This window comes from Rhodanobacter ginsengisoli (assembly GCF_042657065.1).
In the GTDB taxonomy this organism is placed as follows: Bacteria; Pseudomonadota; Gammaproteobacteria; order Xanthomonadales; family Rhodanobacteraceae; genus Rhodanobacter; species Rhodanobacter ginsengisoli.
Window position 1 is genome coordinate 25,475 of the sequence record NZ_JBHSNF010000002.1, and the last position, 21,432, is coordinate 46,906.

21 protein-coding genes are annotated in these 21,432 nt (G+C 66.2%); 8 read left to right on the top strand and 13 right to left on the bottom strand.

What is annotated here, in order from left to right; genetic code table 11:
- Positions 1-49 precede the first annotated feature (49 nt).
- The 6 genes from ACFPPA_RS09290 (at position 50) to alkB (ending at position 5,492) form a co-directional block, all read left to right on the top strand.
- Complete coding sequence (locus ACFPPA_RS09290; RefSeq protein WP_377319493.1) at positions 50-937, top strand: aldo/keto reductase; 888 nt, start codon at positions 50-52, stop codon at positions 935-937.
- Positions 938-1,132: 195 nt separating this feature from the next.
- Complete coding sequence (locus ACFPPA_RS09295; protein ID WP_377319494.1) at positions 1,133-1,834, top strand: pirin family protein; 702 nt, start codon at positions 1,133-1,135, stop codon at positions 1,832-1,834.
- 39 nt (positions 1,835-1,873) lie between these two features.
- Positions 1,874-2,875, top strand: a complete 1,002-nt coding sequence (locus tag ACFPPA_RS09300) for an NAD(P)H-quinone oxidoreductase (protein WP_377320651.1) — start codon at positions 1,874-1,876, stop codon at positions 2,873-2,875.
- Positions 2,876-3,016: 141 nt separating this feature from the next.
- Complete coding sequence (gene ada, locus ACFPPA_RS09305) at positions 3,017-4,096, top strand: bifunctional DNA-binding transcriptional regulator/O6-methylguanine-DNA methyltransferase Ada (protein WP_377319495.1); 1,080 nt, start codon at positions 3,017-3,019, stop codon at positions 4,094-4,096.
- Positions 4,093-4,839, top strand: a complete 747-nt coding sequence (locus ACFPPA_RS09310) for a 2OG-Fe(II) oxygenase (RefSeq protein ID WP_377319496.1) — start codon at positions 4,093-4,095, stop codon at positions 4,837-4,839. Before ada ends, ACFPPA_RS09310 begins: the two co-directional genes overlap by 4 nt.
- Positions 4,836-5,492, top strand: a complete 657-nt coding sequence (gene alkB / locus ACFPPA_RS09315) for a DNA oxidative demethylase AlkB (RefSeq protein WP_377319497.1) — start codon at positions 4,836-4,838, stop codon at positions 5,490-5,492. The genes ACFPPA_RS09310 and alkB overlap by 4 nt, the downstream gene beginning before the upstream one ends.
- A 147-nt stretch (positions 5,493-5,639) precedes the next feature.
- Here the strand turns inward: alkB and ACFPPA_RS09320 are convergent, their stop codons facing one another.
- The 3 genes from ACFPPA_RS09320 to ACFPPA_RS09330 are packed head-to-tail and all read right to left on the bottom strand — an operon-like array spanning position 5,640 to position 9,881.
- Positions 5,640-6,866 carry a porin family protein gene (locus tag ACFPPA_RS09320; protein ID WP_377319498.1) on the bottom strand — a complete coding sequence of 409 codons (1,227 nt, stop codon included), beginning with the start codon at positions 6,864-6,866 and terminating at the stop codon, positions 5,640-5,642.
- On the bottom strand, positions 6,863-9,211 hold the full coding sequence (locus ACFPPA_RS09325) for a putative bifunctional diguanylate cyclase/phosphodiesterase (protein WP_377319499.1): 2,349 nt from the start codon (positions 9,209-9,211) through the stop codon (positions 6,863-6,865). The genes ACFPPA_RS09320 and ACFPPA_RS09325 overlap by 4 nt, the downstream gene beginning before the upstream one ends.
- 16 nt (positions 9,212-9,227) lie before the next feature.
- A complete protein-coding gene (locus ACFPPA_RS09330; protein ID WP_377319500.1) occupies positions 9,228-9,881 on the bottom strand; it encodes a cupredoxin domain-containing protein in 654 nt (217 codons plus the stop codon).
- Between the two features lie 162 nt (positions 9,882-10,043).
- Here ACFPPA_RS09330 and ACFPPA_RS09335 point away from each other — a divergent pair, with 162 nt between their 5' ends.
- Positions 10,044-10,964, top strand: a complete 921-nt coding sequence (locus ACFPPA_RS09335) for an MBL fold metallo-hydrolase (protein WP_377319501.1) — start codon at positions 10,044-10,046, stop codon at positions 10,962-10,964.
- A gap of 36 nt (positions 10,965-11,000) precedes the next feature.
- On the opposite strand, the gene ACFPPA_RS09340 is transcribed toward ACFPPA_RS09335, so the two are convergent.
- From ACFPPA_RS09340 to cmk, 10 genes are all read right to left on the bottom strand, one after another.
- Entirely contained in the window at positions 11,001-11,348 is a 348-nt protein-coding gene (locus ACFPPA_RS09340; protein WP_377319502.1) for a tRNA-binding protein, read from the bottom strand.
- Positions 11,345-12,634: an NAD(P)/FAD-dependent oxidoreductase gene (locus ACFPPA_RS09345; protein WP_377319503.1), complete on the bottom strand. Its 1,290-nt coding sequence runs from the start codon at positions 12,632-12,634 to the stop codon at positions 11,345-11,347. The genes ACFPPA_RS09340 and ACFPPA_RS09345 overlap by 4 nt, the downstream gene beginning before the upstream one ends.
- Positions 12,635-12,752: 118 nt before the next feature.
- A complete protein-coding gene (galU, locus tag ACFPPA_RS09350; protein ID WP_377319504.1) occupies positions 12,753-13,637 on the bottom strand; it encodes a UTP--glucose-1-phosphate uridylyltransferase GalU in 885 nt (294 codons plus the stop codon).
- Positions 13,634-15,532 carry a polysaccharide biosynthesis protein gene (locus tag ACFPPA_RS09355; protein ID WP_377319505.1) on the bottom strand — a complete coding sequence of 633 codons (1,899 nt, stop codon included), beginning with the start codon at positions 15,530-15,532 and terminating at the stop codon, positions 13,634-13,636. Before ACFPPA_RS09355 ends, galU begins: the two co-directional genes overlap by 4 nt.
- Positions 15,519-16,541, bottom strand: coding sequence for an MraY family glycosyltransferase (locus tag ACFPPA_RS09360; RefSeq protein WP_377320653.1), 1,023 nt, complete (start codon positions 16,539-16,541; stop codon positions 15,519-15,521). The genes ACFPPA_RS09355 and ACFPPA_RS09360 overlap by 14 nt, the downstream gene beginning before the upstream one ends.
- Before the next feature lie 7 nt (positions 16,542-16,548).
- Entirely contained in the window at positions 16,549-17,721 is a 1,173-nt protein-coding gene (gene lapB, locus ACFPPA_RS09365; protein WP_377319506.1) for a lipopolysaccharide assembly protein LapB, read from the bottom strand.
- Complete coding sequence (locus tag ACFPPA_RS09370) at positions 17,718-17,975, bottom strand: LapA family protein (protein WP_377319507.1); 258 nt, start codon at positions 17,973-17,975, stop codon at positions 17,718-17,720. Before ACFPPA_RS09370 ends, lapB begins: the two co-directional genes overlap by 4 nt.
- Positions 17,976-18,142: 167 nt before the next feature.
- Positions 18,143-18,442: an integration host factor subunit beta gene (locus ACFPPA_RS09375; protein WP_377319508.1), complete on the bottom strand. Its 300-nt coding sequence runs from the start codon at positions 18,440-18,442 to the stop codon at positions 18,143-18,145.
- Positions 18,443-18,512: 70 nt separating this feature from the next.
- Positions 18,513-20,186 carry a 30S ribosomal protein S1 gene (rpsA, locus tag ACFPPA_RS09380; protein WP_377319509.1) on the bottom strand — a complete coding sequence of 558 codons (1,674 nt, stop codon included), beginning with the start codon at positions 20,184-20,186 and terminating at the stop codon, positions 18,513-18,515.
- 174 nt (positions 20,187-20,360) lie between these two features.
- Entirely contained in the window at positions 20,361-21,041 is a 681-nt protein-coding gene (gene cmk, locus ACFPPA_RS09385) for a (d)CMP kinase (RefSeq protein WP_377319510.1), read from the bottom strand.
- A gap of 110 nt (positions 21,042-21,151) precedes the next feature.
- Here cmk and ACFPPA_RS09390 point away from each other — a divergent pair, with 110 nt between their 5' ends.
- Entirely contained in the window at positions 21,152-21,409 is a 258-nt protein-coding gene (locus ACFPPA_RS09390; RefSeq protein WP_377319511.1) for an acyl-CoA-binding protein, read from the top strand.
- Positions 21,410-21,432: the final 23 nt, after the last annotated feature.

The following is a 21,432-nucleotide window of genomic DNA, read 5'->3' on the forward strand; positions in this document are numbered from 1 at the left end:
TCTGTCCCGATATCGACCAGCATCGTTCATCCGACCAGGGAATATCGTCATGCCCCATCTCGACGCGTCACGCTCCGGTTCGTTCAGGATCGGCGGAAAACTGGAAATCCACCGGCTCGGCTTCGGTGCCATGCGCATCACCGGCAAGGGCATCTGGGGCGAACCGGCCGACCGCGCCGAATGTCTGCGCACGCTCATGCGTTTGCCCGGGCTGGGCGTGAACTTCATCGATACCGCCGACTCCTACGGTCCGGATGTCTCCGAGCAGCTCATCCGCGAGGCACTGCATCCGTACCCGGGCCTGCTGATCGCCACCAAGGCCGGCCTGACCCGCACCGGGCCGGATCGGTGGATCCCGCTCGGTCGCCCCGAATACCTGCTGCAGCAGGTGCACAAGAGCCTGCGCCAGCTCGGTGTCGAGCAGATCGGGCTGTGGCAGCTGCACCGGATCGATCCCAAGGTGCCACGCGACGAACAGTTCGCAGCGATCAAGTCGCTGCTGGACCAGGGGCTGATCGCCCACGCCGGCCTGAGCGAGGTGTCGGTCGAGGAGATCGAGGCGGCCTCGAAGCATTTTCCCGTGGCCACCGTGCAGAATCGCTACAACCTGGTCGATCGCACCAGCGAGGCGGTGCTGGATTACTGTGCGCGGCAGGGTATCGGCTTCATCCCGTGGTTCCCGCTCGCGGCCGGCGACCTGGCCCGGCCCGGTTCGCTGCTCGACGCCGTGGCCACGCGCCACCACGCCGCGCCGAGTCAGGTGGCACTGGCCTGGGTCCTCCGGCGCAGCCCGGTGATGCTGCCGATCCCGGGCACGTCCAGGCTGGCGCATCTCGAGCAGAATGTCGCCGCGGTCGACATCGAGCTGACGGATGCGGAGTTCAGCGCGCTGGACGATGCCGGCAAGGTCGTGTTCGAGTCGGCCGCCCCGGCCTGAAGCGCAGGTCTTTCCCGCCGGGAACCGCGTAAACAGCAATCCGATGCATGACGGCGACGACGGGAACGATCAGCATGCGAACCGGCGAATCGGGCGACAGTCCGTTTCCCTGGTGCCTATTTCAGAACGGTCAGGGCGACCCTATGGTTGCGCCAGTCGCCGATCTTGGCGCAATGCATATTCGGGAGATCCATCATGATTGAGCGCAGATCCTTTGACAGCCTGGGCGGAGCCGACCACGGCTGGCTCAAGGCCAAGCACCATTTCTCGTTTGCCAGCTACAACGACCCCGGGCGCATGGGCTGGGGCGCACTGCGGGTGTGGAACGACGACACCATCGCCCCGCAGACCGGCTTTCCGCCGCATTCGCACGCGGACATGGAAATCATCACCTATGTGCGCGAGGGCGCCATCACGCACAAGGACAACCTGGGCAACGTCGGCCGCACCGAAGCCGGCGACGTGCAGGTGATGAGCGCCGGCAGCGGCATCACCCATTCGGAGTACAACCTGGAGCCGGGCACCACCCGCATCTTCCAGATCTGGATCATCCCCGATGGCCGCGGCCAGCCGCCGTCCTGGGGCGCGCGTCCGTTTCCCAGGGGCGATCGTTCCGGCCGGTTCGTTGCGCTGGCCAGCGGCTTCAAGGAAGACACCGACGCGCTGCCATTGCGCACCAATGCACGGGTGCTGGGCGCCACGCTGAAGGCCGGAGAGAGTATCGAGTACGCCCTGGACGCGGGCCGTCACGCGTATCTGGTGCCGTCCAGCGGGTCGGTGGAGATCAACGGCACGCGGCTGGATACCCGCGACGGCGCGGCGATCCGCGACGAGGACGTGTTGCGGATCAGCGCGATCGAGGACGCGGAGTTGGTACTGGTGGATACGGCCGCATAACGGGGTATTCCCCACCACGACCGAGTCGCCATGTCCACGATGCAAGCCATCCAGATCATCCACCCCGGCGCTGCCGAGGTGCTGCAACTGACCGAACGCCCGGTCCCCACGGCGGGACCGGGCGAGGTGCTGATCAAGGTGGCGGCGGCCGGGGTGAACCGGCCGGACGTGTTCCAGCGCCAGGGCAATTACGCCCCGCCGCCGGGTGCTTCCGACCTGCCGGGGCTGGAGGTCTCCGGAAGCCTGCTCGAAGGCGACTTCAGCGGCGACAATCCGTTCGGCCTCGAGCCCGGCGACGCGGTGTGCGCCCTGCTCACCGGTGGCGGCTACGCGGAATATGCCGTGGCACCGTTGGCGCAATGCCTGCCGGTGCCGGCGGGGCTTTCGCTGGTCGAGGCAGCCGCGTTGCCGGAGAATTATTTCACCGTGTGGAGCAACGTGTTCGAGCGTGGCCAGCTCGGCCGCGGCGAAGGCGGCGCGGCGGAAACCCTGCTGGTGCAGGGCGGCTCCAGCGGCATCGGCGTCACCGCGATCCAGCTGGCCCGCGCGTTCGGGCATCGGGTGTTCGCCACCGCCGGCAACGCGGACAAGTGCGCTGCCTGCGAGCGGCTTGGCGCGGAACGCGCGATCAATTACCGCGAGGAGGATTTCGTCGCGGTGCTGAAGCAGGCCACCGCCGGACGCGGCGTGGACGTGATCCTGGACATGGTGGCCGGCGACTACGTTCCGCGTGAAATCGACTGCCTGGCCGAGGGTGGCCGGCTGGTCTTCATCGCCACCCTGGGCGGCAGCAAGGCCGCCATCGACGCCGGCGTGCTGATGCGCCGCCGGCTCACCCTCACCGGTTCGACCCTGCGCGCCCGCCCGGTCGCGTTCAAGGGCGCGATCGCCCGCCAGCTGCACGCCAAGGTCTGGCCACTGCTCGCGGCCGGTCGGCTGCGGCCGGTGATCCATCAGGTTTTCCCGGCGGCCGAAGCGGCCCGCGCGCATGCGCTGATGGAGAGCAGCGAACACATCGGCAAACTGATGCTGCAGTGGTGAAGCGCACCGGCTGAACGCCGGCGACGCGACGGCGACCCGCGGTGGACAACAGGCTGAATTCCAGCGCAAGAGTCGGAGTGCCCCCGGGCAATGCAGTCGCCAGAATGGCTTCCACGCGATAACCTCTTGCCAGGTGCAGCCATGAAAGTCTCCCGCAAAAACGCCCTGCTTGCCGCCGCCACCGTGAACGACCCGCGCTGGGCCGCCGTGGTCGCCCATGACGCCCGCGCCGACGGCACGTTCTTCTATTCCGTGCGGACCACCGGCGTGTATTGCCGGCCGTCCTGCACCGCCCGCGCGGCCCGTCCGGAAAACGTGACGTTCCACCCCACGGCGGCCGATGCCGAGCGCGCGGGGTTTCGCCCGTGCCGGCGCTGCACGCCGAACCAGGCGTCGCTGGCGGAACAGCACGCGGCGATGGTCACTGCCGCCTGCCGCACGATCGAGCGCGCCGAGACGGCACCGACGCTGGAACAGCTCGCGAAGCAGGCGGGGCTCAGCCCGTTCCACTTCCACCGCGTATTCAAGAGCGTGACCGGGGTCACCCCGAAGCAGTACGCCAGTGCCCACCGCGCCGGCCGCCTGCGCAGCGAACTGGGCCGCAGCGGCAGCGTGACCGAGGCGATCTTCGAGGCCGGCTACAACGCCAGCAGCCGCTTCTACGAGAGCTCCAGCCATCTGCTCGGCATGACCCCCTCCAGCTATCGCGCCGGCGGGATCGACAGCGACATCCGTTTCGCGATCGGCGAGTGCTCGCTGGGTGCGATCCTGGTCGCGCAAAGCGACCGCGGTGTCTGCGCGATCCTGTTCGGCGATGATCCCGACGAACTGGCCCGCGATCTGCAGGACCGCTTCCCCCGGGCCAACCTGATCGGCGGCGACCCGGCCTATGAGCAACTGGTGGCCACGGTGGTCGGCTTTGTCGAGGCTCCGGCCCTGGGCCTGGACCTGCCGCTGGATGTGCGCGGCACCGCGTTCCAGCAACGCGTGTGGCAGGCACTGCGCGAGATTCCGGCCGGGTCCACGGCGAGCTACGCCGAAGTCGCGCGGCGCATCGGCTCCCCCACGGCAGCGCGCGCGGTAGCCGGCGCCTGCGCGGCGAACATGCTGGCGGTGGCGATTCCCTGCCATCGGGTGGTGCGCAACGACGGCGGCCTGTCCGGCTATCGCTGGGGCGTGCAGCGCAAGCGCGCACTGCTCGAGCGCGAGGCGCAGGCATGAACGCGCAGTGGCACGATGCACCCATCGCCCCGGCGGTTGACGCCGGTGCGCGGCTGCAACCGTTCGACTGGGCCCGCGTCACGTCCGATCTCGACGCACAAGGCTGGGCGTTGCTCGAAGGCGTGCTGTCGCCGCCGGAGTGTCGCGCGCTGGCCCGCCTGTATGCGAACGACGATGCCTTCCGCAGCCGCGTGGTGATGGAGCGCCACGGTTTCGGGCGTGGCGAGTACCGCTACTTCAGCTATCCCCTGCCCGATCTCGTCGCTGACCTGCGCGCCACGGCGTATCCCTTGCTGGCCCCGCTGGCCAACCGCTGGAGCGCCACCATGGGTAGCGACGTGCGCTACCCCGCCACCCATGCGGAATTTCTCGCCCGCTGCCATGCCGCCGGCCAGTGGCGCCCGACCCCGTTGCTGCTGCAGTACGGTACGGGGGATTACAACTGCCTGCACCAGGATCTGTATGGCGAACACGTCTTTCCGCTGCAGCTGGCGGTCCTGCTGTCCGCACCGGAACGCGACTTCAGCGGCGGCGAATTCGTGCTGACCGAGCAGCGCCCGCGGATGCAGTCGCGTCCGCAGGTGGTGCCGCTGCGCCAGGGCGACGCCGTGGTGTTTGCCGTCCACCAGCGCCCGGTATCGGGAACCCGCGGCAGCTACCGGGTGAACCAGCGCCATGGTGTCAGCCGCGTGCACACCGGGCAGCGCCACACGCTCGGCATCATCTTTCACGACGCCACATGATCACCGCGGAACTGTTCCCCGATTCGGCCGCTCCCACCGCGCGGACCGAGCCCTTGTGCGATGGCGCAGTGGTATTGCGCGGGTTCGCCCTGCCGGAACAGGCATCGCTGCTGCAGGCGATCGATGCGATCGTGGCGCAGGCGCCGTTCCGCCACCTGATCACGCCCGGCGGCCGGCGCATGTCGGTCGGCATGACCAATGCCGGGCCGCTGGGCTGGATCAGCGATCGCCAAGGCTATCGCTACGATGCGATCGATCCGGACAGCGGCAGGCGGTGGCCGGCGATGCCGGAGGTTTTCCTGCGGCTGGCCGGCCGTGCGGCGGCGCAGGCGGGCTTTGCGGATTTCGTGCCGGACGCCTGCCTGATCAATCGCTATCGCGCCGGCGACCGCCTGAGCCTGCACCAGGATCGCGACGAACGCGATTTCGGCCAACCGATCGTGTCGGTTTCGCTGGGGATCCCTGCGATATTCCTGTTCGGCGGCCTGCAGCGCGCGGACCGGCCGCTGCGCGTGCCGCTGGCCCACGGCGACGTGGTGGTCTGGGGTGGCCCGGCCCGGCTGCGCCATCACGGCGTGCTGCCGCTGAAGCCAGACCATCACGCCGCGCTGGGCGAGTGCCGCATCAACCTGACGTTTCGCCGGGCCGGATAGCCAAGGGAGGCTCCGTGCCGATGAAGAGCTGCGGCGTGGCGCCGGTCGATACCGGCATCGAAGCATGCTCGTCCGGCGTGGCTGCCATGGCATCGGCAAGGATCGGATGCCACGGCAGACCGCGGGTTCCCGTGCCGCGCTTGCCGCTCAATAGATCAGCCGGACACTCAGTTGCGCCTGGGTGATCGTCGACTTCGACGACAACCCGAGGCGCGCCCGTTGCGTACTTGCGCTGTCGATCCGCAATACCTCGGCGGTCAACCGCAACCAGTCACGCGGGCGCCAGTTGAGCGCCGCGGTCACTGCGTTGCCGTGCTCGCCTTGGGGAATGCCGGCATCGGAGCGCCCTTTGTGCGTGCTGAAGTGCTCGACGCGCAGCGCGGGACGCCAGTGGCCGCGATTCCAGCCGGCCAGCAGGAAGGCCGAGCGGAAACCGGTCCTGAATTGATTGTCATACCCCGGCTCGATCACGGTGGCGCCGTCCATCGCCTGGGCGATCCAGTGGATCGGGCCGGTGTCGGTACTGGCGCCCATGCTGGTGAACCAGGTATGCCACGCAAACACGCCACTGGCCGTATGCGCGGCCGGGTCCGCGCGGTTGTCGTAACGCATCAGCCTTACCCGACCCAGGCCGGGTGCATGCCATTCCAGATTCGCGTACCAGCCCATGCGGCTGCCGATGTTCTGGAACGGGTCGTAGCGCCTGGCCGTCGATTGATCACCATCACCATCACCGCCCGCCGTCGCATCGGGCTCGCGCAGCCGGCTGCCCAGGCCCGAGGTGAGATCGCTCAGCGACCAGCCGCGCACGGCAAGCAGGTTGCCGGCCGGGTCGTTGCGCCGGAACAACGCGCTGCGCAATTCCCAGGTATTGACCTCACCCCGCCATTCGAGCCGGCCCTCGGCACCCACCGCGTGCAATTCCTCACCGACCCAGCTGTTGATCGCCGAGGGCGTGAGCGTCCACGGACTGGTCCAGCCGATCGCGTCGTTCTCCAGCGAGATCGGCGGCAGGAAAGCGCCGGCCTGCATCGACCAGCGCCAGCGGTTGAGCGAGACCGGGCGATAGCGCAAGTAGGCTTCGATCACGCTCACGGTCGGGCGGTCGGTGGTCTGGAGCTGGATCTCGGCCAGCGCCAGCAGCGCAGAGGTTAGCTGCGCCGTACCGACGACGGCGGCGCCACCGAACTGCGCATCCGTGCCGCCACCGCCGAAGCGCGTCTTGCCGAGGCCGCCTTTCGTCCAGCTGGTTTCGTCGGGCGCAGCGACCAGGCGGCCGTCGATATAGGCGTGCAGCTCGACGTCCTGCGCAAGGGCGGCCGAAGAGCACCATGCCGAACCCAGCAGGCAGAGCAGCCAGTTGCAACGCTTCATCGTGGCGCTCCCGCGGCAGCATGCCCGCGCTGCCCGGCGACGAACGCGGCGAAGGCCTCCGCCGGAAGCGCCCTGGAAATGAAGTAGCCCTGCGCATGATCGCAACCGATCGAGGCCAGGTAATCCAGCGCGCCCTGATCCTCCACGCCCTCGGCGGTGACGCGGTAGCCCAGCTGGTGACCGAGGTCGACGATGGAACGCACGATGACCCGGTCGTTCGGATCGGTGGCCAGGTGTTTGACGAACATCTGGTCGATCTTCAGCTCGCTGACCGGCAGGTGCCGCAGGTAGGCGAAGGTGGACTGCCCCACCCCGAAATCGTCGATCGCGATGCCGATACCCTGTTCGGCCAGCTGGCGCAGGATGCGTACCGCGATGTCCGGCTCGCCGATCACGGCACGCTCGGTCACCTCGACGGTCAGGCAGGAAGCCGGCACGCGATGAATCGAGAGCAGCCCGCCGATCCGCGCCGGCAGGTCGGCATCCTCCAGGTCGCGGGTCGACAGGTTCACCGCGATATGCAGCGGCAGGCCGCGTTCGATCCATTGCTGCGCCTGGGCCAGCGCGCTGGCCAGCACCCAGCGGGTAACCCGGTTGATATTGCCGGTGTCTTCGGCCATGCCGATGAATGCATCCGGCGGTACCCAGCCACGCCGGGGATGATTCCAGCGCAGCAGCGCCTCGGCGCCATCGACGCGCTGACTGACAAGATCGAATTTGGGCTGGTAGTGCAGCGACAGGCCATCGCGATCGAGCGCGTCGCGCAGGTCACCCATCAGCGACAGTCGCTCCGGGCGGTGCGGGTCGGTGGCCGCGTCGTAGAAGCTCAGCGCACTGGCCGAGCCGCCGGCGGCGAACTGCGCCACCTCGGCATGGCGCAGCAGCGTGCCTGCCTGCGAACCATCGACCGGTGCCATCGCGATGCCCACCGAAGGCAACCGGTCGATGCTGACATCGGTTTCCTGATAGGGCTCGTTGAGTACATCCAGTATCCGCAACGCCGCCGCAACCGCCGCCGTCTGGTCAGCCCCCGGCAGCCACAGCATGAACTGCGCATCGCTGGTGCGCGCGAGATACGCATCGACTGCGACCCGCCTGATGCGCTCGCTGGCGTCGCGCATCAGGCGATCGCATAGCGCATGGCCCATGGTCTTGACGATCTCCGGCACCCGCGTCAGCCCGACCATCATCAGGGCACCATGGTCCATGCCGTCGCCACCGAGGCTCTGGTCGACGCTGGCTTCGGCGGCCACCCGGTTGGGCAGATCCGTCACGCTGTCGTGCATCGCCTGATGGCGAATGTGCAATTCACGCTGATGCACCGCCGCAGTCATGGTGCCGAAGGCGTTGGCCAGCTGGCCGATTTCGTCGCGCCGCTGCATGCTTGCCGGCGCACGGTAATCACCCGCCTCGATGCGCCGCGCCGCAGCGGCAAGCGCCTCGACCGGGCGCGATACGCTGCGGGCGGTGAACCATACGCCGAGCAGGCCCACGCCCAACCCCAGTGCGAGCAACGCCGCCCAGGCGATCGCCACCGCACGGAACGGGCGCAGCGCATGGTCCAGCGAGTAGCCGAGCACCGCCACGACCGGGGTGCCCTGCTTTGGCTGCTTCAGGCGCTGCGCCAGAACCATGTATTCCTGGCCGTCCACTTTCGTCAGCAACGGCTTCCACGGCAATCCCTGGCCCGAGGCGACGAGACTGTCGACCAAGCCGGTGTGGCGATCGCCACGGGCCACCACGGCCCAGTGGCCGGGAGCCGACTGCGCCGCCAGCTCGACATCGCGCGGCAGCGCCGACAGCTGTTGCATATGCGCCAGCAACGCGTCATCCAACGGCACGTTCACCACCACCAGCCCCACCGGCTGCGGCGCGTAGATCGGCACCACCACCATCCAGGACGCCTTGCCATCCAGCGCGACCACGGCGGCCGTGCGCCGGTCATACGCGCTGTCGATCAGGTCGGGAAAGGGAAAGCGTGCGTGTGTGGTTGTCGCATCTGCGGTATCGGCCTCGATCGTGCCATCCAGGCCGATCAGCAGCATGCGTGAAGCGCCCACCCGGCGACCGTGATTACGCAGCACCGACAGGACGGTTCCGCGATCGCGCTCGGCGATGGCCGAACGCAGCGCGTAATCCAGCGAGAGCACTTCGACGTTGCCGGCTATCCGCGCCGAAATGTCATCCATTTGGGCCACGAACGCCTGTGCATTGGCTGTCAGCTGACGCTCGCCTTCGGTCACCAGCGCGCGCCGGGTCACCTCGTAGACCAGGCCTGCGGTCAGCAGTTGCACTGTCACCAGGGTCGCGACGAAGAACAGCGCAAGGCGGAGGCGGAAGCCCATGGATGGCATGACCGGTTCAGTAATCCAGATGTTCGCGATCCATGAACATGCGCGGGTCCGGCAGCAGCGACAGCGTGAAACTCAGCTGCACGGTGTCGGTGTCGCCCGCGATGGTCACGCTCTGGACCGGCTCCGGATGGCCCGGATGCAATTGGGGATGCCATACGTGTGCGGTGTAGCCGCCGGGAGCAAGATGGCCGAGCACCGCGGTGCCGTCACGGCTGGACATCGCGACGGCCGGTACCGCGGTTACGAACAGATAGGTGGCCATGTGGTCGTGGATGTTGCAGCCGACGGCGGCGATGCCAGCTTGGTCCAGGCTGAGTGCAGGCGAGCTTTCGCCCGGACGCAGCACGAACTCGAAGGTCTTGATGGCCGCGAACGAATAGACATGATGTCGCGTCCTGTCGCTGTTGCGGAACACCACCTTGTCACCGGGTCGCAGCACCTGCACGTACGGAATGAAGGTCTCATCGCGCTGGTCGATGATGTAGGTGGCGGGTGGCGCCGCGGAGGCGACAGCGGGGATGGCCGTATCCGGCGTCAACATGATTACCGCGTCGTTCACCGCGCGGCCATGGGCATCGCTGAAATGCACCACGACTTCCGCCGCATCAGCGGACCCCGCGCTCCCCAGCAGTAGCGCGACAACCATGAACAAGCAGCGCATCGACGATTTCCCGGTTCCCCATGCGTAACCAGCCTAGCGCAGTTTGCCTGCTCGCCGAGCCGCCATCGCGCAACGGCCGCGCGCCGGGGCTCGCTCGGGATCCAAGTGCCGATCCCGTCGCGGCTTGCTACCCTCGCCGGATCGACTGATCGCGAGGCAGGCATGATCCCCCATGGCATCCACACCATCGACACCGGTTTCCTGCGGCCGCAGTTCGATGCGGCGTATCTGATCATCGAGGGCGGCCGTGCGGCCTTCGTCGACTGCGGCACCAACCATTCGGTGCCACGCATGCTGGCGGCGCTGGCGGCCAACGGCCTGGTCGCGGCCGAGGTGGACTGGCTGATCCTCACCCATGTGCACCTGGATCATGCCGGCGGCGCCGGGGAACTGATGGCGCAGTTGCCGAATGCACGGCTGGTCGTGCATCCGCGCGGCGCGCGCCACATGATCGACCCGTCGAAACTGTGGGCCGGTGCCAGCGCGGTCTACGGCGAGGCCGTGATGGAACGCGAGTACGGGCGGCTGCGGCCGATCCCGGCCGAGCGTGTGATCGAGGCGGCCGATGGCCATGTGGTGGATCTGGCAGGACGGCCGTTGCGCTGCATCGACACACCCGGCCACGCGAAACATCACAACGCGATCCATGACGCTCGCGCCAACGTCTGCTTCACCGGCGACGTGTTCGGCCTGTCGTATCGCGAGTTCGACACCGCCCGCGGCCCGTTCGTCCTGCCCACCACCTCGCCGGTGCAGTTCGACCCGGATGCGCTGCACGCCTCCATCGAGCGTCTGCTCGCGCTGCAACCCGAGGCGATGTACCTCACCCACTACGACCGCGTGGATGACATCTACCGACTCGCCGCCGACCTGCACGAGCAGATCGACGCGATGGTGGCGCTGGCCCGCGAGGCCCATGGCCGCCCCGACTGTCACGCCGTGCTGGTCGAGGCGCTGACCACTCTGTATGCCGATCGGGCGCAGGCGCATGGCTGGACGCAGGGGCGCGACGCGCTGGATGCCCTGCTGCACATGGACATCGAGCTGAATGCACAGGGGCTCGAAGTCTGGCTGGATCGCTGAAAAGTGGCTTGGCGGCCGGACCGGCCGGGTACCGGCTCAGGCCAGCCGGGTACCGTTGGGCACCGGCCGCTCGATCGCGGTAAGCACCACGCCGTCGTCGGTGGGAAAGCCGGTCAGCAGGAACTGCGAACGAAACGGGCCGATCTGCTTTTCCGGGAAGTTGATCACGCCCACGACCTGCCGCCCCAGCAGGTCGTCGGCGCTGTACAGCGCGGCGATCTGCGCACTGGTCTTCCTTTCGCCGTAAGCACCGAAATCGACCCAGACCTTCCAAGCCGGCTTGCGCGCCTCCGGGAACGGTTCCACCCGGGTGACCGTACCGGCCACGATCAACACTTTCTCGAAATCGGCCCAGCTGATGGGTGCAGGTGTTGTCTCGCTCATCCTTCCAGCCTCGTCTTCAGCCAGTCCCGGCCCTGCTGCCACCAGTAGGTGGCCTGGGCGCCCAGATATCCCGCGGGACGGTGCGTGCTGCTCAAGCCGTAGTCGGCGAATTGCTTCCAGCGATCGTCGCCGTCGGCGATCGCCGCGGCCAGCAACTCGCCGGCGGCGCAGGTGGGTGCCAGACCGTGACCACCGAATGCCTGCGCCCACCACAGGCCGTTGTCGCTGCCGCCGATCTGCGGCATCTGGTGGCGCCCATAGCTCATCAGGCCGGACCATGCATGGTCGACCTTCACGCCCTGCAATTGCGGGAAGACACGCAGCAGGTCTTTCGTCAGCAGCCGCTGCACGCCATGCGCCGAGCGGTTGCGTATCGAAATGCGGCCTCCCCACAACAAGCGGGTATCCGGCAGGGCGCGGTAGTAGTCGAACGCGAAACGGCTGTCGTAGACCGCGGCGCGGGTGTGCAGGCAATCATCCAGCCGCGCGCCCAGCGGCTCGGTCACCATCACGTAGGTGGCGATCGGCAGGATCGCGCGATCGATCGATTTCTGCAGGCCGGCGAGATAGCCGCCGCAGGCCAGCACGACCTGATCGGCCAGCAGTTCGCCCTGCGCCGTGCGCAGACGCCACTGCAGGCCCTCGCGAACGAGGCTGTGCACCCGACTCTGCTCGTGGATGCGCACGCCCTGCTTCGCCGCCGCCGCGGCGAGGCCGATCGCGTAGTTGAGCGGGTGCAGGTGCAGCGCGGCGCGCTCGAACAAACCGTCGTGATAGCGTTCGGTTCGGATGCAGTCGCGCAGTTCGGCTTCGGACATCCATTGCCATTGCACGCCATAGTGCTCGGCCAGCAGCTGCTGACGCTGGCGCAACACCGCCGGATCGCGGAACCAGTTGGCCCAGATCACGCCCTGATCCACCGCATCGCAGTCGATCGCGTAGTCGGCGACGCGCTGCCGGATGCGCCCGACCGCTTCGGTGGTGAGCTTGAACAATGCCCGCGCCCGCGCTTCGCCGAGCTGATCGAGCAGCGACTGCTCGCCCAGCGAATAGCCGGCGAACACGAAGCCGCCATTGCGCCCGGAGGCGCCGAAACCGATCTGCTCGCTCTCCAGCAACACCACGTCGCGCACCCCGCGCTCGGCCAGCCCGAGTGCGGTGTTCAGGCCCGCATAGCCGCCGCCGATGACGACAACCCGCGCGTGCGCACTGCCCTGAAGCGGCGTATAGGCAGCGTATGGCGTCGCCGTGGCGCGATAGTAGGAGGCGGCGGCCGACGGTCTCATGCGCGGCGGGTCGTCCGCGCCGAGGCGGGGCGCCGGACCGGCGTGCCGGCCAGACGGCACCGTCGGCGCGCGAGCGATGCGCGTGACTCATCATGCGCCCACGCGAGCGACGGCTGCCTCACAGCTGGTCGAGAAATGCGCGCACGGTGGGCGCCAGCTTCGGATCCTGCATCGCCATGTGCATGGTGGCGCGCACCAGGCCCGCCTTGTTGCCGCAGTCGAAGCGGATGCCTTCGAAACGATAGGCCAGCACCTTGCCCTGCTCCTTCAGCAAGGCCTCGATCGCATCGGTGAGCTGGATCTCGCCGCCGGCTCCCGGCGTGGTCCGCTCGAGCAACTCGAAGATCCGACCGGGCAATACGTAGCGACCGACCACGGCCAGGTTCGAGGGCGCATCGGCCGGCCGGGGCTTCTCGACCATGTAGCGGATCAGCGCGCTGCGCTCGTCGATGGGCGTGGCATCGACGATGCCGTACTTGTCGGTATCGCCGGGCGGCACTTCTTCCACCGCGATCACCCCGGCCTGCTGTGCCTCGGCCAGCTCGGCCATCTGCCGCAGTGCGCCCTTGCCGCTGCCGATCGCACCGTTCCAGATCAGGTCATCCGGCAACACCACGCCGAACGGCTCGTCGCCGACGACGGGCCTGGCGCAGAGCACGGCGTGACCGAGGCCGAGCGCCTCGGGCTGGGTCACGAAGATCGCCCGCACATGCCGTGGCAAGGTGCCCTGTACCAGCGCCAGCAGTTCGTCCTTGCCCTTTTCGTGCAACTTCGCCTCGAGCTCGTAGGCCTTGTCGAAGTAATCGGCGATGGCATGCTTGTAGCGATTGGTGACGAAGATCAGGGTGTCGGCGCCGGCATCGACGGCCTCGTCGACGGCATACTGGATCAGCGGCTTGTCGAGTACCGGCAGCATCTCCTTGGCGACCACTTTCGTCGCCGGCAGAAAACGCGTACCGAGTCCGGCGACGGGGAAAACGACCTTGCGCAGCGGTTTGCTCACTCACTGATCTCCGGGGTGGCACGATGGATCGAAACGACGTTGTCCGGCTGTGCCGCTTCGCTCCAGCGGAACGAAGGCAGCAGGCTGGACACGCAACGGCGGAGTTCTTCCTCGTTGAAAACGGCAACGGCCTCGCTCGCCTTGTTCAGCTGTGCCTGCAGCAACTCCCACGACACTTCGCGGTGTTGCGCCAGGAATATCTTGGCATGGCGGGTGGCGCTGTAGTTCTCCAGCGGATGGAACAATTCCTCGAACAACTTTTCGCCGGGGCGCAGGCCGGTATACACGATCGGGATTTCGCTGCCCGGCTTCTTGCCCGCCAGACGGATCATCTGCTCGGCCAGATCACGGATCTTCACCGGCTCGCCCATGTCCAGGGCAAATATCTCGCCACCCTTGCCGAGGCTCGCCGTCTGCAGGATCAACTGGCAGGCCTCGGGAATCGTCATGAAATAGCGGGATATCTCCGGGTGCGTCACGGTGACCGGACCGCCGTCGCGGATCTGTCGACGGAACAGCGGAACCACCGAGCCCGCCGAATCCAGCACGTTGCCGAAACGCACCGTCATGAAGCGGGTGTCGGCATGCGCGTTGAGGTTCTGGCAGTAGATTTCGGCAATGCGCTTGCAGGCACCCATCACGCTGGTCGGATTGACGGCCTTGTCGGTCGAAATCAGGACGAAGCATTCGACCCCGACCAGGCGTGCGGCATCGGCGACCGTGCAGGTGGACAGCACGTTGTTGGCAAATGCCGTGCGCAGTTGTCCCTGCAACATCGGCACGTGCTTGTAGGCCGCCGCATGGAACACCACTTGTGGCCTGGCTTCCGCAAAGGCCTTCTGCATCGCGGCCCGGTCGCCGCAGCTGGCCAGGATGCCTTCGAGAATCAACTCAGGAAAATCCGCGCGCAGTTCCTGCGTGATCCGGTACAGGTTGTATTCGCTCTGCTCGACCACGGTGAGCGACTGCGCACCGAGCCGAGCCACCTGCCGGCACAGTTCCGAACCGATCGAGCCACCACCCCCGGTCACCAGCACGCGACGCGCACTGAGCGTTTCCCGGATGGCGGTCCAGTCCAGCTCCACCGCGTCGCGGCCGAGCAAGTCCTCGATCGCCACTTCCTTGATCTGGTTGAACTGGGCCCGGCCGGCTACGACATCCTCCAGCCGCGGTACCGTCCGGTAAGGCAGATCGGTCGAGTCGCAGAGCGCGACCACGCGCCGCATCTCGGCGGTCGAAACCCCAGGCAGGGCGATCAGCAACATGTCGACCGCTGCCTCGCGCGCCACCATCGGCAACTGATCGAAACGACCCAGCACCGGATGATTGTTGATGCTCGCGCCGCGCAGGCTGGGCTTGTCGTCGACGAAACCGACCACGGCATAACGGTTGTCACGACGGAGATCGCGTGCAAGCACTTCGCCCGCGCGATCCGCGCCCACGATGAGGACGCGTTTCACGGTCTGGTTGTGCAACAGATCGTTGCGGCTGTCCTTCCAGTACCGGTAAGCCAGTCGCGGCGCCCCCAGCAGCACCGCCAGCAGGCCCGGATACAGCAGCAGCACCGAACGCGGCACGCCCGCGAGGCGGTTGTACAGGAACAGCGACAGGCCGATGAACAGCGCACCGATCACCGCGGCACGGACAATGTTCCACAGGTCCGGCAAGCTGGCAAAACGCCAGACGCTCTTGTACAGCCCGGTCCAGCGGAAGATCAGCCCCTGCACCAGCAAGACGGTCGGAAATTCCAGCGGCAGGAAGCTGACGATCTCGTCGGGCCGCAGCGCATAGCGCAGCAGCTTCGCAAGCCACCAGGCCAGCGCGGTCACCAGCAGGTCGTGAAGCACGACGGCGACACGCGGATGAATGAAACCGACGAGCTTACGCAGGGACATGGGAAACCTTGGACGGGTGGCGGCGCAGACAGCGACGTTTCAGCGCCAGCCATGCGGCTGTCGCTGCCAGATAGACGATCATGGTAATCGGCAGCGCCATTCGAGGATGACTCCAGGCCAACCAGGCCAGTGGCGCCGCAACCAGCAGATTCCAGCCAAGGTAAGCCGCATCCGCCTGTGCATGTGTTGCGCCACGACGCACCAGCCATTGGTACAGATGTTCGCGGTGCGCAGTGTACCAGCGGCGACCGCGCCAGATACGCGTCAGCAGGGTCAGGCTGCCATCCACCGCGAATGCCGATGACAGGATCATCGCTGGCCACAGGAGCGCATGATCCGCACGCCACAGCATCGCGCTGAGCCCGAAAATCAGCAGGCCGAGGCTGCCGCTGCCGACATCGCCCATGAAGATGCTCGCAGGCGGCCGGTTGTAGTACCAGAAGCCCAGCGCTGCAGCGGCCAGGGTCGCGGCCGCCAGCGCCAGCGCCGACTGCCCTCCCGCCCATGCCAGCAGGGCCAGACCCGTTCCGACAAAAATGGCCTGTTGCGCCAGCAGGCCATCGATGCCGTCCATGAAGTTGTGCAGGTTGATGCTCCAGACTCCCCCCAGCAGCAAGAGTGGCCACCACCACCACGACAATCCGTTCACCAGCAGACTGGCTGAAAACGCGCCTACTGCCACCCATTGGGTCGCCAGCCGCGGCAACACGGGCAGTGAACGGTGATCGTCCCACCAGCCCGCCACAGCGACCAGCAGCAGCGCGATCCAGAGCCCGGCGATCACCCGGATCGGCCATGCTTGCGGTCCGCTGTACAGGGCGCCGGGCAGACAGATCAGCAGCGCCAGCACGATGCCGATGCCGCCGCCGCGCGGAGTCGGCAGATGATGCGAGCGACGCTGGCCGGGCTGATCGAGCATACCGCGCCGATACGCATAGGCGATCGCCCCGCGCACCAGCAACAACGTGATCAACAAACTCGTCGGCAACCATCCCATGGTCATGTCCATACTCATGTCATTCGCTGGCGACGCCGTGAATCGGCCGGATCGTGCTCCAGCTCTTGCAACTGGGGCATTGCCAATGGTGCGCCTTGGCACCGAAACCGCAGCGGCTGCAGCGATACATCGCCTGGCCCTCGAGCAGCTTCCTGGTCAGATCGCGCAGGATGAAGAAGTTTTCGCGAGCCTCGCCCTCGATCTTGTCCATGGTCGCGTCGATCAGTGCCATCAGACCGCGCACGGACGGCCGTTGCCGCAACTGCTGGGTCAGAAAATCGATCGCCGCCCGCTCGCCATCGCGCTGCCGATAGAGATGGGTCAGTGCCAGCACCGGTGACACGCCGTGGTAACGACCCAGCATGTCGCGCAGGAAGGCTTCGGCGCGTTCCATCTGCTGCGAACGCGCATAACTGTTCAGCAACGGCGGCAGGATATCCGGGGTAAAGGCGCTGTCTGCATTGATCGCCGCCTCATAGGCATCCACCGCCTCCGCATGCTGGTCATCCTCGGAGTGGAGCCGGCCGGTCAGCATGAACGCGCGCACGCAGTCGGGCTGACACTCGAATGCCTGCTGCAGGTAGTTCCGCGCCTCGGCGCGGGCGCCATGCTGACGCGAGCGGTCGGCGAGCTCGCAATAGAACTGCGCAATCATCGGCGCCTCGTCCTCGCCCGTCATCACCTCGAGGCGGCGGGCGTGTTCGATGGCCTTGTGCCAGTCGCGCTCGTGCTGATAGATCGCGATCAGATGGCGCAACGCCGAAGGAGCATGCGCATCCATCGCCACCAGGTCGGAGAACAGCGCCTCGGCGCGGTCCAGCAGGCCCGCACGCATGTAGTCCTCACCCAGTTCCAGCAAGGCGACCGTCTTCATCGCATCGGACAAGCCGGGGCGCGACACGAGGTGCTGATGCAGCCGGATCGCCCGGTCCACCTCACCACGACGGCGAAACAGGTTGCCCAGCGCCAGGTGCGTCTCGACCGTGTCGCGGTTGTATTCGGCCAGCTTGAGGAATACCTCGATGGCCTTGTCCTGCTCTTCGTTGAGCAGGTAATTCAGACCGCGAAAGTAATCCGAGGACAGCTCACTGACTTCGGCACCGGAACGCCGCGCGCCGATCTGGCGGGAGGCCCACCATCCAAGTGCAAACGCAACGGGTACCAGCGTAGCCAGTACATACAGAGGGTTCATGGATTGGCCGGCAGCTTCTTGTCCGTACGCGGTTGCCGGCGGCGCTCACGACGGTGGCGCGAGCTGAGGCCCAGCCATGCGGTGAGTCCGCCAAGCAGCCAGCCGAGCACCACCGCGCAAAGCAGGGCCGCCCCCTTGGGCAATTGCACGCTGACCAGGCCGAGGTCGTAGCGGACCATATCGGCGTTGAGCGCACCCAGCACGACGCCGGCGGCAATGAAAATGACCAGGATGATGATGGCAAGCAGGCGCATGACGCGACTTTACCCGATTGATCGCGACAGTCACAGACACGTGCACGGGTTGGCGAACGATCCTCGGGAGAGTGCTTCGTCTCGGAACCTGCCGGGGACTCCGGGCAAAAAGAAGGCAGGATCGACTTGCGTCGCCTGCCTTCGAACAGCTCTGCATCGTTACCGGATCAACCGGCCTTCTGCTCCAGATCAAGATCCACGCGTTCGCGCAATTCCTTGCCTGGCTTGAAATGCGGAACGTGCTTGCCGGGCAGTGCCACGGCTTCGCCCGTCTTGGGATTACGGCCCATGCGCGGTGGTCGGTAATGCAGCGCGAAGCTGCCGAAACCACGCACCTCGATACGCTCGCCATGAGCCAGTGCGTGGCTCATTTGCTCGATCACGCTCTTGACGGCCATCTCGACGTCCGCAAACGCAAGATGGGTCTGGCGCCTGGCCAGCGCTTCGATCAATTCGGATTTGGTCATGGGACCCCAATGTCCGTGACGTTAAACGGCGGGGCGGCGTGTGCCGCCCCGCGTCAGGCTGTCGCAACTATCAGTCAGCCTTGTTGAACTGCTCTTTCAGCAGCGCACCAAGTTTGGTCGTACCGCTGGCAGCGGAGGAATAATCCACGGCTGCGTCAGGTGCGTCCTCTTCGTCCTTCGCACGAATCGACAGCGACAGCTGGCGACCCTTGCGATCCATGCCGGTGAACTTGGCTTCGACCGCGTCACCCACCTTCAGATGCAGCGTGGCATCCTCGATGCGCTCCTTGGCGATATCGTTGGCACGAAGATAACCCTCGACGCCCTCGCCCAGATCGATCACGGCGCCCTTGGCATCGACTTCCTTGACGGTGCCGTTGACAATGGTGCCACGCGGATTGGCGGCCATGAACTGACCGAACGGATCCTGCTCCATCTGCTTGATGCCGAGCGAGATGCGCTCACGCTCTGGATCGACCGCCAGCACCACAGCCTCGATCTCGTCGCCCTTCTTGAAGTTGCGCACGAGGTCTTCGCCGGACATCTGCCAGGAGATGTCGGACAGGTGCACCAAACCATCGATGCCGCCGTCCAGGCCGATGAACACACCGAAGTCGGTGATCGACTTGATCTGACCGGAGACCTTGTCGCCCTTCTTGTGCATGGCGGCGAAGGCTTCCCACGGGTTCGAGCGGGTCTGCTTGATACCCAGCGAGATGCGGCGACGCTCTTCGTCCACGTCCAGCACGGTGACTTCGGTCTCGTCACCGACCTGAACCACCTTGGCCGGATTGACGTTCTTGTTGGTCCAGTCCATCTCGGACACGTGCACCAGGCCTTCCACGCCAGGCTCGATCTCGACGAAGCAGCCGTAATCGGTGACGTTGGAGACCTTGCCGAACAGGCGGCTGCCGACCGGATAGCGACGGGCAATGGCGACCCACGGGTCGTCGCCCAGCTGCTTCAGGCCCAGCGAAACGCGGTTGCGCTCCTTGTCGTACTTCAGCACGCGCACGTCCAGCTCGTCGCCGACGTTGACGACTTCGGACGGATGACGCACACGCTTCCACGCCATGTCGGTGATGTGCAGCAGGCCGTCGATGCCGCCCAGATCAACGAATGCGCCGTAATCGGTGAGGTTCTTCACCACACCCTTGACGACGGCACCCTCGGTCAGGCGCTCCAACAGCTTCTCGCGCTCCTCGGAGAACTCGGTCTCGACGACGGCGCGGCGGCTGACCACCACGTTGTTGCGCTTGCGATCGAGCTTGATGATCTTGAACTCGAGTTCCTTGCCCTCGAGGTAAACCGGGTCGCGCACCGGACGCACATCGACCAGCGAGCCCGGCAGGAATGCGCGGACATCCTTGATGTCGACGGTGAAACCACCCTTGACCTTGCCGGAAATCATGCCGACGATGGTCTCTTCCTTGTCGAACGCCTGCTCCAGGTCGTCCCACACCATCGAGCGCTTGGCCTTCTCGCGCGACAGCTTGGTCTCGCCGAATCCGTCTTCCAAAGCTTCGAGGGCTACCTTCACCTCGTCGCCTACCTGCACCTCCAGCACGCCGTCTTCGTCCTTGAACTGCTCGATCGGGACGATGCCTTCGCTCTTCAGGCCGGCATTGATCACGACGACGTCATTGCGGATTTCCACAACGATGCCGGTGACGATGGCGCCGGGCTTCAGCTTGGAGATAGCCTGTTGGCTCTGTTCAAACAGTTCGGCAAAACTTTCAGTCATGTTGATTCCATAGTGGGAAAAGACCGTGATTCGTTGCGCTTGCATTGGTGTTGCGCACGAACTTCCGATCCACCGGTCGGGGGTGTCTTCAGCGGTTCATCGGAACCTGCCGTCGTCACCGTTGGCCAAAATCCCTGCCGTGGCAGGGGCGCAAAAACCATGATGCAACCCGATCTAAGGCTGCACCACGGCCAGTACTTTCGCGACGACCTGATCGATGCTCATGCCGGTAGTGTCCACCAGCAGGGCATCTTCGGCAGGCTTGAGCGGCGCAACCGCACGCGATGCATCGCGGTTGTCACGCGCTTCAATTTCGCGCTGAAGGCCGCCAAGTGTAACGCTGAGTCCCTTTTCCTTCAACTGCTTATAGCGCCTTTTCGCGCGCTCGGCCGCGCTCGCGGTGAGGAAAACCTTGAACGCGGCGTCCGGAAAGATCACCGTGCCCATGTCGCGCCCGTCGGCCACCAGCCCCGGCGCCTTGCGAAATCCCAGCTGCAACGCCACCAGGGCCTCCCGCACGGTTGGCATCGAAGCGATCGCCGAGGCCGCCGCCCCGGCAGTTTCCGTGCGCAATTCATCGGTGGCATCGTGCCCATTGACGATCACCCGCGTCTCGCCGCCGTCGGGGGCCGCGCGAAACTGGATTTTCGTGCTGTGGGCGCAGCGGGTCATCGCCTCCACATCCGACAGATCCAGTCCGGCCATGCCAGCGGCGTAGCCCACGGCGCGGTACAAGGCACCCGAGTCCAGCAGCCGCCAACCCAGGCGTTCGGCCACCAGCGCGCTGATGGTGCCCTTGCCCGATCCGGATGGCCCGTCGATGGTGAGTACGGGAACGGATGGGGCATGGCTCATGGCAAGATCCTGGCTGAACGGGAGAACGCGGGAGTTTAACGCGTTGACCCCCACCGGGAACGCGTGCTATCTAGCCGATCTCTGTGCATGCAAGTCCACCCGAATTATCCATGACCGATCTTCGCCGCGAGTTTGAGCAAGCCGCCGAGGACATCCAGCGATTGGCCACGCGCCCGGACAACGACACCCTGCTGAAGCTCTACGCCCTCTACAAGCAGGGCTCGGAGGGTGACCTGCGGCGAACCCAGCCCGGATTCTTCGACTTCGTCGGCACGGCCAAGCATGAGGCGTGGGCCCAGCTGAGCGGCATGCCCGAGGAAGAAGCGATGCGCCGTTATATCGCGCTGGTGCACCAGTTGCTGTCCTGATCCCACGCTATAAGGACACGGCG